This window comes from Salinimonas chungwhensis DSM 16280, assembly GCF_000378185.1.
Classification (GTDB): domain Bacteria; phylum Pseudomonadota; class Gammaproteobacteria; order Enterobacterales; family Alteromonadaceae; genus Alteromonas; species Alteromonas chungwhensis.
In genome coordinates this window covers 301395-313644 of sequence record NZ_KB899378.1, presented here as the reverse complement: position 1 = coordinate 313644, position 12250 = coordinate 301395, and the positions used below count along the sequence as shown (strand labels likewise).

Sequence of the window (12250 nt, the reverse complement as noted above, 5' to 3'; positions counted from 1 at the left end):
AAATTATTGAATTCAAGATAAAACAACCCTGTGCGAAATGCCAGATGTTAACAACATTGCTGGATAAAAGAGCGAGTTTAGAAAGATGGTGATGCAGAATGTTGGCGTTACGGTGTTAATGAAAAGCGCGTTGCTAAAGCCGCTGAAATTACCGAAAAAGCAAGCCGCAAAAACAACCTAGCTAAACAGCCTTGCTGCTGGAATGTCACGACTGAAGCCACTTTTTTATGCTGTAAGTAAATGACGCCTAACGCCCTAATTTGGCGGCACAAACGCGTGGGCTACACTGCGAAGCAGAGCCCGCGTGTTTGTGTCCCCAACATTTGATTGTTATGTTCGTTTACCTTACTGCCCACTGTTTCCAACCTGATGACGTAAAGAGTTCGTACATTGAGGGCAATTTTTTATTTTCTAGCGCAGGAGGAACTTGCCCCCATTTTGCCTTACAAAATGCTACTGCTTTTAATCTATTTCTTCGAGCCAAAAACAAACCAGGCGTTCTTGCTGATCTGCATTCTTCATTGCAGAGTTTTACAATATGACTTCTAAATTTTCGGAACTCCAAAGAGTCCCAATTTTGACGTCTACAGTTAAGTGATGAACGCTTCGTTATCATAAGCACAAAAAAATAACTCTTCCTTTGAGAACATAACAATTTAATATCACCCGAAACGGGGTAATCATTTACACCATTTTCATTCGGGCATGTATCCATAACTCATAGTATCCTCAAACAAAATTTTTTGCACCACCTACTCTCAAGTGTGAAATACCCCACAGTGGGATGAACTTTCCAAAACCCCTCTTCGGGTCAGTAGATGCATGCGACTACTGTGAATATCCTGTTTTTATTTTTATATGAAATCACAGTTTATTCGCGACGTAAGCAACTTCATGATGATGAAGCGATATGCAAAACGCACAATTCGTACTTATCTGATATGGATTGCCGACTATATTCGCTTTCATAATTACAGTCACCCAACTACGCTGGATAGCAGTCATATCGAGGCTTATCTTACCCAGCTCGCGGTCAGGCGAAATCTTTCTGCTAGCACCCAGGCTACGGCGCTAAATGCCTTGGTATTTTTATATCAGAAGTATTTAAAAATTGATGTTGCCAAAGATCTGGATTTCGTGAACAGCAGCAGACCACGTAAATTGCCGGTAGTACTAACCATTGAAGAGATGAACCGTTTGCTGGGCCTGGTGAGCGAAAGACATTTTTTGCCCGTGGCAATGCTGTACGGAAGCGGTTTGAGACTCATGGAGTGCGTACGCCTACGGGTAAAAGATATCGATTTTGACTTTAAGTGCGTACGAATTTGGAACGGAAAAGGGGGCAAGCACAGAGTTGTGACGCTGGCTGACTCGCTTATCCCGTTGTTACAAACACAATGTGAACGCGTGATTCAGATAACGCAGCAGGATTGTACGGTGCCTGACTATGCTGGTGTATGGATGCCACACCAATTGGCAAAAAAGTATCCATCTGAACGATACAGCCCACAGTGGCAGTATCTGTTTCCTGCAGCAAAGTTAAGTATCGATCCCGAATCGCAGCAGTTAAGACGTCATCATATTGATGAAAAACAGCTGCAACGCGCTGTACGAAATGCAGCCTATGATGCAAATATCGAAAAATCGGTTTCACCACACACATTACGCCATAGCTTTGCAACGCATTTACTGCAACGAGGGGCGGATATCCGTACTGTTCAGGAGCAACTGGGTCATACCGATGTCAAAACTACTCAGATTTATACGCATGTTATGCAGCGCGGGGGTAATGCAGTGGTGAGTCCTCTGGTATCGGTTACGCCGCCAAAATAAAAAAGGGCCCGCAGGCCCTTTTGATTCTTGCTAAGTCAGTTACACGCGCTCAAAAATGGTTGCGATACCCTGACCTAAACCAATACACATGGTTGCCAGACCAACAGACTTATTGTTGGATTCCATCAGATTCAGCAATGTTGTACTGATACGGGCACCTGAACAACCCAGAGGGTGGCCCAGTGCAATCGCACCGCCGTTAAGGTTCACTTTCTCGTCGTAGTTATCCAGCCAGCCTAGCTGTTTGATACACGACAATGCCTGGGCGGCAAACGCTTCGTTGAACTCAGCCAGCCCGATGTCGTCCATGCTCATGCCCGCACGTTTAAGCGCTTTTTGCGTGGCCGGTACAGGGCCGTAACCCATAATGGCGGCATCGCAGCCAGATACGCCCATGGCGCGGATTTTAGCCCGCGGCGTCAGACCCAGGGCCTTGGCTTTGTCGGCCGACATCAGCAACATGGCCGATGCACCATCTGAAATAGCCGATGATGTGCCTGCTGTAACCGATCCGTTAACCGGGTCAAACACCGGGCGTAAACCCGCCAGCGTATCAACCGTGGTATCAGGGCGGATGACTTCATCATAATCCACCATCTTCAGCACGCCGTTTTGATCGTGGCCTTCAATCGGCGCTATCTCATTCGCCCAGCGACCTTCTTCGTGCGCTTTGGCGGCGCGCTGATGTGAGCGGGCGCCAAAAGCGTCCTGCATTTCGCGGGTAATGCCATTTTGGCGACCCAGAAGTTCTGCAGTCATACCCATATTGCCTGAAGCTTTAGCAGTATGCTTAGCCAGACCCGGGTGGAAATCCAGGTTGTAGTTCATCGGCACATGACCCATGTGCTCAACACCACCAATCATGAACACATCACCGTTGCCGGTCATGATGCCCTTGGCGGCGTCATGCAAAGCCTGCATGGATGAACCGCATAGGCGGTTAACGGTTACCGCACTGGTGCTACGCGGAATATCAGTTAGCAACTGCGCGTTACGGGCAATATTAAAGCCCTGTTCTTTGGTTTGTTGTACACAACCCCAGATGATGTCTTCTATCTCAGCCGGATCAAGGTTCGGGTTGCGTTCCAGTAAGGTGGTCATCAGGTGCGCAGACAACGTCTCAGCACGCACATTTCTAAACACACCGCCCTTGGAGCGACCCATGGGGGTACGAATACAATCGATAACGACGACTTCTTTCATGTTATTCTCCTTGGGGATTAAGCGAAGTAGGATTTGCCATCAGCGGCCATTTTACGAACGCCGTCTGTGACCTGATAAATCGCACCTAGGTGCGCGTACTTGTCGGCAAGTTCAACGAACTTGTCCAGCCCCATGGTTTCTATCCAGCGGAATACACCGCCCCGGAATGGCGGAAAGCCCAACCCGTATAGCAATGCCATATCAGCTTCTGCTGCGCTACCAACGATATTTTCTTCAAGACAACGAATCGCTTCGTTGGCCATTGGAATCATCAGACGCGCGATAATTTCATCTTTGTCAAAGGACTGTTCTGATGCTGCATGCTGTTTAATCAGTGCATAGGCTTCATCGGCAGCGTCTTTGGTGGGACGGCCGCGCTTGTCGGTGCCATAATTATAAAAGCCTTTGCCATTTTTCTGGCCCAGACGCTTCTCGTTGTACATCAGCGTTACCGGGTCGTTGTCGATGGACTCCATGCGCTCTGGGAATCCTTCAGCCATCACGCCGGCTGCATGATTTGCCGTGTCCATGCCCACCACGTCAAGCAGGTACGCAGGCCCCATCGGCCAGCCAAAATCTTTTTCCATGACTTTGTCGACGTTGGTGAAGTCAGCACCATCGAGCACCAGTTTGCTGAAGCCTGCAAAGTAGGGGAAAAGCACCCGGTTGACCAAAAAGCCCGGGCAGTCGTTAACCACAATCGGTGTTTTACCCATTTTCATGGTAGCAGCAACCACCGCATTTACTGTTGCATCCGTTGTTTTTTTACCACGAATGATTTCTACCAGTGGCATTCGGTGAACCGGGTTGAAGAAGTGCATGCCGCAGAAGCGTTCAGGTTTCTTCAGGCTTTCAGCCAGCTTATCGATAGAAATGGTGGACGTATTCGAACACAGGATGGCATCATCTGAAACAGTTTCCTCTGTCTCTTTCAATACAGAAGCTTTTACTTTCGGGTTCTCTACTACCGCCTCGATAACCAGATCAGCATCTTTTAACGTGCTGTATTCAAGGGTTGGTGTAATAGCATTAAGGGTTGAGGCCATTTTGGTGGCATCAACCTTACCGCGCTGCATACCTTTACCCAGAATTTTGGCCGCCTCTTTCAGGCCCAGATCCAGTGCATCTCGGTTGATGTCTTTCATGATGACCGGCGTGCCTTTTACGGCGCTCTGGTAAGCGATACCGCCGCCCATAATGCCTGCACCCAGTACTGCAGTCAGATCGATTGACTTATCTGACGCTTTTGCGAGCTTTTTGCCTTTTCCCTTAACCTGTTGGTCGGCCAGGAAAATGCCAATCTGCGCTTTTGCTGCATCGGTTTTGGCCAGTTTCACAAAACCCTGGTTTTCAAGTTTCAGGGCACCGTCACGATCCAGCGTGGCGGCCTTTTGAACAGTTTCAACCATCAGGTGAGGGGCTGGATAATGTTTACCGGCTTTCGCCGCTACCATCGCCTGGGCTGTCGAAAAGCTCATGGTGGCTTCGTTTTTATTCAGCTGCAGCGGCGCTTTTTTCTGCGCGCGACGTGACTGCCAGTCAAGCTTCTCAGCCGCGGCATCTTTGAGCATTGATAACGCTGCATCAACCAGTGCATCCGGTGCAACCACTGCATCCACGGCGCCTTCATCCAGCGCCTGCTGACCTTTGCGATCTTTACCAGTGGTCATCCACTCCAGTGCATTGTCAGAACCAATTACGCGAGGCAGACGCACTGTACCGCCGAAGCCCGGCATCAGGCCAAGTTTAACTTCTGGCAAACCAATTGACGCTGAGGTATCCGCAACACGCATGTCACAGGCCAGCGCCATCTCACAGCCACCGCCCAGCGCAAAGCCATTAACGGCTGCGATGGTAGGAAAAGGTAAATCTTCAAAACGGTCAAATACCTGAGAGGTTTTTTCTACCCAGCTCAGCACTTCATCTTCGGGGGCATCGAAAAGTGCAGTAAATTCTGTAATATCCGCACCCACAATAAATGCGGATTTAGCGCTGCGTACCAGCACACCTTTGACATCGCTACGATCTTTTAACGCTGTGGTTGCTTCGTCCAGTTCAGTCACCGTCTGGCGATCAAACTTATTCACTGAACCCTGGGCATCAAATACCAGTTCAGCAAAACCGTCGTCGAGCAGTTTGACTGCCAGACTTTTGCCTTCATATATCATTTTATTCTCCTTCGGCGGTCGCCGGGTTGCTAATGCTTTATCAGTTGAACCCGATTATCGTTCCACTGTGACACATTAACGCGTTAGGGTGGGTTGATTTTTGACAAACAAAAAGAAAAATTCAACAAAAATTCAAACGCGCGTTTCAATTTGTTTTACAGATGGAGCCAATGTAATACAAATTCAAGTCGAATTTATGATTTACAGCTGTATAATAAATTACCAGAATAAGCGTGCAGGCAAGTCCTGGCAATGACTATAGCGAAGTTTTCAAAATCGATAGGGTCGGCCACATTAAATTCGTCGGTAATACTATTTTCTTTGTCTATACTTGTTCATACTTGCAGAATATTTGTGCAAAAGTTTGCCCTAAATCCCCTGATGTTAGATGGCTATTACAGTAGGCAGGTCAGGTAGCAGACGTTCTTTTGGGATGGCATCATGCAGTTAAGCAGTATCTTTTCTTCCATTTTTCGATTTTCTCCGGGTCTTTATTTTCTGTCACTGATCACGTTAACGGGCCATAGCGGCATCGCTTTGGCTGACGTATTACCTGATGGTGGTCAGTCCGCGCAGCGCGAGCAGTTTACGTATTTTGAAAAACAGCTGCGTACTGTGTCCTATGCCTCGCTGGATGAATTAAAGCAGCAATATGCTTCTTTAAAAGGTTATCCGTTGTACCCGTATCTGGAGCGGCAACGGCTGTATCGGCAGATGGATTTGGTCCACCGCGATGAAATTGAGCAGTTTCTTGCCCGCTATGATGGCCGACCTGTCAGCTATGGCATTCGCTCGTCCTGGTTGCGCTACCTGGCAGACAAAGGCGCGCGCGCGGCATTCCTGGCTAATTATCGCGACGGCCTGGGCGCCACTATTACCTGCCAGTACTTGCAATATCAATTAGAAGATGCCCGCAATCCCCGTTACTGGCTGAGTAAAGTTGAGCCCATTTGGTTAAGCGGCCAGTCGCAGCCTGATGAATGCGACCCGGTTTTCAGGCAGTGGCAAAAAGCCGGTATGATGACTGATGAAATGATTCTGGGGCGTATTGAGAAAGCTGCCACCTCTGGCAACCCGCGTCTGGTGCCTTATCTTAAAAGTAAGTTGCCCGGGTCGTTGCAGCATCTTGCCGATCGCTGGCTGGCGGTACGCAATAATCCCGCGCATATTTTGAATTACAGCCAGTTCAGTTTTACCCATCGCGATTATGAACAGCCTATGGTGATATACGCGCTCAAACGACTGGCCTGGCAAGACGGTGACAAGGCGGTCAAAGCGTATAACCATTATGCTGAAAAAGGTATTTTCAGCAATGAGCAGCGTAGGCAGGTTCACCGGGTAATTGCGTTAAGTAAAGCCATTGATAATGCCCCCGACGCTGGTGACTGGCTGCGCCGTGCTGATGTCGAAGGCGCCCGCGAGGATGTCAAACGCTGGCATTTAGCGTATTTGCTGCGCCACCGAAAATGGGCAGAAGTATTGCGCCTGGTCAATAACGCGCCGGCGTCCATGCGTCGTGATGACAACTTTATGTATTGGCAGGCTCGGGCGCTGGAGGCCCAAGGCTTTCACGCTCAGGCAGAGGAACTTTACAATGATTTGGCCGGCCAGCGCCATTATTACGGCTTTTTAGCTAGTGCCAAAGTTGGTCAGAAACCGGCCTTACTGCACAAGCCGGCACCCCATAATAATCAGGCAATTCAAAAAGTGGCAGCGCTGGACAGTGCCCGGCGCGCTTACGAGTTTCTGCAAATGGGGCGGCAACTTGAAGCCCGGCGAGAATGGTATTATTTGCTCACACATATCGACACCGATCAGGTCAAAGATGCGGCGCTGCTCGCCAGTGACTGGGGATGGTACGATCAGTCTATCATCAGCTTTTCCCGTAGCGGCTATCTAAATGATATCGAAAAGCGTTTTCCGCTGGCCTATGCCAACGAATTTACGTCTGTAGGTGAAACTTACAATGTGCAGCCAGCATTCGCCATGGCTATTGCCAGACGGGAAAGCTCATTTCGGGCAGATGCGGTTTCACCGGCCGGTGCTGCCGGTCTGATGCAGTTGATGCCGGGAACTGCCCGCTATCTGGCCCAGCGTAATGCAGATAACCGCCGTCAGACAAGCACTCCCACACTTAACCGCTCAGCGTTGTTTGAACCCGCCAATAACTTACAGTACGGGGTGCAGTATCTGCGCTACCTGGGAGATAAACTGGGCGATAACCCGGTGCTTATTTCGGCATCTTACAATGCCGGCTGGCGCAAAGTGCTTGAATGGTTGCCTGAGGATGTCAGCATGGAAACCGATATCTGGATTGAAAATATTCCTTATAAAGAAACCCGTCACTACGTCAAAGCGGTGATGGCATACCGCTACATTTATGAATACCAGCTGGGTGCCCCCAGCGCACTGTTCCAGCAACTGGCGGAAAGTGCGATTCCTTCGGCAGAGCGCATGCAATCCAGGCGAAACGCTATGCAGCTGGCTCCGGATTAATCATCCTGTGCCTTGCTAAAAGATCGAGTTGTTGGTTGGAAAAAGCATACCTGTTGTGCGTAGGTATTGTGTGCACAGGCTTACAGCCTGAAGCCTGTGCAGGCACGTCACTGGCAGTTATACCTGTGAGAATGTTACAGTAAAAGGCATATATCCGTTTACTGCTCCATTTCAAAGAGGTTTTATGTCAAATTTTGAGTCCACCTATAAGGCACATATTGATACGCTTCAGCAGCGCACCGCAGAGGCTCTTCAGCGGGAAGGATTAGATGGTCTGGTAATTCACTCGGGGCAGGGGAAACGACTGTTTCTGGATGACAATCATTATCCGTTTAAGGTAAACCCGCAGTTTAAAGCCTGGCTACCGGTAGTGGACAACCCTAATTGCTGGCTGGTGGTAGATGGAAAATCCAAGCCTAAACTAATATTTTATCGTCCGGTGGATTTCTGGCACAAAGTGCCGCCAGAGCCAAATGATTTCTGGACCGAACACTTCGACTTGGTAATGCTACAGCAAGCTGACGCGGTAGAAAAACACCTGCCTTACGATAAGCCTCGTTATGCCTATATCGGTGAATACATAGAAGTTGCCAAAGCGTTGGGCTTTGAGAATGTAAACCCTGATCGTGTATTGCACTACCTGCATTATCAGCGGGCTTACAAAACTGACTACGAAATGGACTGTATGCGTGAGGCCAATAAGTTGGCGGTGGCAGGACACAAGGCTGCTGCAGAAGCGTTTCGTGCAGGTAAAAGCGAGTTTGATATCAATCTGGCATACGCCCAGGCAAGCCGTCAGGGCGACAACGATGTTCCTTACAACAGTATCGTAGCGCTGAACGAACATGCCGCTATATTGCATTATATGCAATGTGATACGCAGGCGCCGTCCTATAACCGCTCATTTTTGATTGACGCAGGGGCAAACTTTCATGGTTATGCGGCCGATATTACCCGCACTTACAGCCGCGAAAACGACCGTTTTGCCGAGCTTATCGAGCGCGTAGATAAAGTTACCGTGACGCTGGGCGACGCGCTTAAACCAAATGTAGGTTATACCGATATTCATTTGCTGGCCCATGATGGTATCGCGCAGATACTGCATGATGTAGGGCTGGTGAATTTGCCACCGCAGGACATTGTGGAGCAGGGGATAACCCGCACCTTCTTTCCCCACGGCATCGGTCATTTCTTAGGTCTGCAGGTACATGATGTGGGTGGTCAGGTAAATGATGACCGTGGTACGCCCAAGCCATCACCTGATGAACATCCGTTTTTGCGCTGTACGCGGATGGTGGAGCCGCGCCAGGTATTTACTATTGAACCGGGACTGTATTTCATTGACAGCCTGCTGGCTGATCTGAAATCCACTGAAGCCTCTAAGTATATCAACTGGGATACGGTAGATTTATATCGTCCTTATGGGGGCATCCGTATCGAGGATAATATTATTGTGCACCGGGACAAGAATGAAAATATGACCCGGGATCTTGGTTTATAAGGAGCTCTGATTGTTGCCAGTGCTGGATTCCCACGTCGTCAATTTAATCGTTATTGCTACAGTCGCAGGCATGGCTATGCCAGCCGGCGCTATTCTGGCAAACATTGAGAATCTACAGCCACGATGGTTGGAAGAAGAGCTCAGGCACGGTGTTCTGGCGCTGGGCGCCGGGGCATTGATTTCAGCGGTGGCCTTGGTGCTGGTGCCTGAGGGCACCAGAGAGCTTTCAGTGCCGGTGGCCGCTATTTGCTTTCTTGCCGGGGCGCTGAGCTTTATGGCGCTGGACCGTTATCTGGCGGCCCACGAAAACCCCGCCAGCCAGCTTGCGGCAATGCTTGCTGATTTTATTCCTGAATCCGTTGCATTGGGCACTGCCGCTGCGCTTGGCGGCAATACAATGCTTATCGGGGTATTGATAACCGTCCAAAACCTGCCAGAGGGTTTCAATGCTTTTCGTGAAATTCGTCAGACCGGGTCGCACTCACCAAAATCGCTTATCGTAACCTTTGCTCTGCTGGCGCTTTTGGGACCGGTTATGGCATTAGTGGGCTTTTACTTTTTAGCCGATTTCACTACGCTGGTCGGTGGTATTATGCTCTTTGCTGCCGGCGGGATTCTTTATTCTGTGTTTCAGGATATAGCGCCGCAGATAAAAATGCAGAATTCCTGGTTGCCGCCACTGGGGGCGATTCTGGGATTTTTAATCGGCATGGTCGGATATATGATGAGCGGTCACTAGCGGGCTTAACATTGTTTGCTGTGGAATGGCACGGTTTCAGGCAGTATTAAGCGACGTAACATCAGCGGCTGTTCAGTAGACGGCAAAGCGTGGTAGCTTACCGAAAGACGGCGATAAGAAATTCTTATCGCCAGTTTCTGCTACATTGTCCCCTGCATCTGCTCTCCGATCTGTGGCAGATAATCTAAGCCGTGAACAATTTCAATACTGGAACCTTCAAAGTCATCACCTACCGGTTGCACGCGGCCTCCTAAGCAGGTGCCCAGGAACGACTCAGCGACGGCAAAAAATGACAGATTATTTTCAGGTTTCTGAAAACCGTGTCCTTCATCAGGATACAGCACATATGTGACAGGAATATCGCGGGCTTTCATTGCCTCAACAATCTGGTCGGATTCTGCCTGCTTTACCCTCGGATCGTTAGCACCCTGAGCAATCAGCAGAGGTTTGTTAATTTTATCAACATGAGAAAGCGGTGAGCGCTCCTTCATCAGTGCCATGCCGGCTTCGGTCTCGGGGTTACCGATGGCATTATAAAATACCTGGCGAAAGCTTTCCCAGTAAGGCGGAATAGATTCCATCAGGGTGACCAGGTTTGATGGGCCGACAATATCTACCCCACAGCTAAATGCGTCTGGCGTAAACGTCAGGCCAACCAGTGTGGCATAGCCACCATAGCTTCCACCCATTATGGCGACGTTATCTGCGGTGGTTATACCTTGTTCCACAGCCCAGTCTTTTGCATCCAGAATGTCATTGTGAATAGCCCCGGCCCATTCTTTGTTACCAGCGTTGACAAAAGCTTTCCCAAAGCCGGTGGAAGATCGGTAATTTACCTGTAAAACAGAATACCCACGGTTGGTCAGCCATTGGGCCTGGGCATTAAACCCATAGGTATCTCTGGCCCACGGGCCGCCGTGTACAAGCATAACCAGGGGGGAGGTTTGTTCGGGTGTACCGTCCTGATCCGGATCGGCATGACGGGGAATCGAGAGATAACTGACCAGCTCCATGCCATCCCGTGAGGGGATTACGACGCCGTGCATTTTGGACAGCGGCAGATTATCTATCTCTGGCTGTGTCACAAACAATTCATTCAAAGCGCCGGTATCGGTATTGAAAACCTTATAGACCGGTGAGCTGTCACTTTCATTGGTATATACCGTCCAGTACTGATTGTCCAATGATTGTGCCAACACCTGAGTGCCACCTGCCACCTGCTTGTTAAACGCTTTAATCAGTGGCTCGTAGTCAGGCTGAGTGGCATGATATTTGAGCTTTAAATGGTCAAGGGCATAGGCCATAGGTTCATGGGTTTGCGGATTGATAAGCACATTGGAGATATCTACTTTTTCACTGCTGGCAATGACTTTGGGGGTGGTGTCAGTGGTATCATCAATAGCGATGTGAACCAGCGCTGCCTTGTCGCGATTACGGCTATCGAGCATGTAAACCCCTTCGTTATCTGCATCAAAGCCGACAATGTAGGTGGTCAGCACATCCTGCGCAGGAATAGTCTGCCACTGTGTCCAGCCCGACGGCGTTTTTTGCATGATATTGGCTGACCCGTCCGGCAGCGTTTTCATGGCCAGACGTACGGCCAAATCATTGTCTACATAAAATTCTCCAAACCCCGGATTTTCTTGCAACAATGTGCGCTCACCATCTGCCAGTGACACCCGGTAGACGTCATGCCACTTAGGGTCACGATCATTCATTCCCACCACTACTACGCCCGGGTGCGCCTCACTCTGGCCAATCATCTGTGCCTGCACCCCGTCAAACGGCGACAGGTCGATGGCTTCGCCACTGGTCAGGTCTACGCTGTAAAGGTGCCAGTTTTCATCGCCCCCCTGATCCTGAATATACATCACATGTTCGCTATCCAGAGCCCAGAAATGCGTCGCAATACCTCGCCCGGTGTCTTCGGTGATAGGTTTGGCACTGCCAAAATCGCCGCGGTCGCCAACCCACACATTCATAACCCCATCGACAGGAGCTCTGAAACTCATTTTGGTGGCATCAGGACTCAGTCGTCCCTGATAGCGTTCCGGATTACCAAAAAGTACATCACGTGGGATCAATGGTGGGGGAGAAGTAGTTTGTGCTGAAGTTGTCGGGCTGTTCTCATTGCTGGTGCACCCTAACAGCGTACCCACCAAAGCGAGCGCAGCAATAGCCGTTGGTATTTTATTCATATTGTACCCTTATCGCATTACAGGTTTGTGATGCAGGGCCAATACGACACGAGCGAACCCCTTGTCCCTGGACTTATTGCAAAATAACTATAGCACACCAGTAGAAATTGCA

Annotated in this window: 7 protein-coding genes; 4 read left to right on the top strand and 3 right to left on the bottom strand. The window is 49.5% G+C overall.

The genetic code is table 11. From position 1 onward, the window contains the following. Positions 1-858: 858 nt before the first annotated feature. Positions 859-1833, top strand: coding sequence for an integron integrase (locus F458_RS0108260; RefSeq protein WP_026294584.1), 975 nt, complete (start codon positions 859-861; stop codon positions 1831-1833). 39 nt (positions 1834-1872) lie between these two features. On the opposite strand, the gene fadA is transcribed toward F458_RS0108260, so the two are convergent. Both fadA and fadB read right to left on the bottom strand, forming a co-directional pair. Then, a complete protein-coding gene (fadA, locus tag F458_RS0108255; protein WP_018982935.1) occupies positions 1873-3036 on the bottom strand; it encodes an acetyl-CoA C-acyltransferase FadA in 1164 nt (387 codons plus the stop codon). A 17-nt stretch (positions 3037-3053) separates the two neighbouring features. Continuing rightward, positions 3054-5204: a fatty acid oxidation complex subunit alpha FadB gene (gene fadB, locus F458_RS0108250; protein ID WP_018982934.1), complete on the bottom strand. Its 2151-nt coding sequence runs from the start codon at positions 5202-5204 to the stop codon at positions 3054-3056. Between the two features lie 441 nt (positions 5205-5645). Here fadB and F458_RS0108245 point away from each other — a divergent pair, with 441 nt between their 5' ends. The 3 genes from F458_RS0108245 to F458_RS0108235 all read left to right on the top strand — a co-directional run bounded on the left by F458_RS0108245 (position 5646) and on the right by F458_RS0108235 (position 9940). Beyond that, positions 5646-7700: a transglycosylase SLT domain-containing protein gene (locus F458_RS0108245; RefSeq protein WP_018982933.1), complete on the top strand. Its 2055-nt coding sequence runs from the start codon at positions 5646-5648 to the stop codon at positions 7698-7700. 184 nt (positions 7701-7884) lie between these two features. Further along, the gene (gene pepQ, locus F458_RS0108240; RefSeq protein ID WP_018982932.1) at positions 7885-9201 is read left to right on the top strand and encodes a Xaa-Pro dipeptidase; all 1317 of its coding nucleotides are present in this window, start codon (positions 7885-7887) and stop codon (positions 9199-9201) included. 19 nt (positions 9202-9220) lie between these two features. Then, the gene (locus tag F458_RS0108235; protein WP_040610221.1) at positions 9221-9940 is read left to right on the top strand and encodes a ZIP family metal transporter; all 720 of its coding nucleotides are present in this window, start codon (positions 9221-9223) and stop codon (positions 9938-9940) included. A gap of 140 nt (positions 9941-10080) precedes the next feature. Here the strand turns inward: F458_RS0108235 and F458_RS0108230 are convergent, their stop codons facing one another. Next, a complete protein-coding gene (locus tag F458_RS0108230) occupies positions 10081-12138 on the bottom strand; it encodes a S9 family peptidase (RefSeq protein ID WP_018982930.1) in 2058 nt (685 codons plus the stop codon). Positions 12139-12250: the final 112 nt, after the last annotated feature.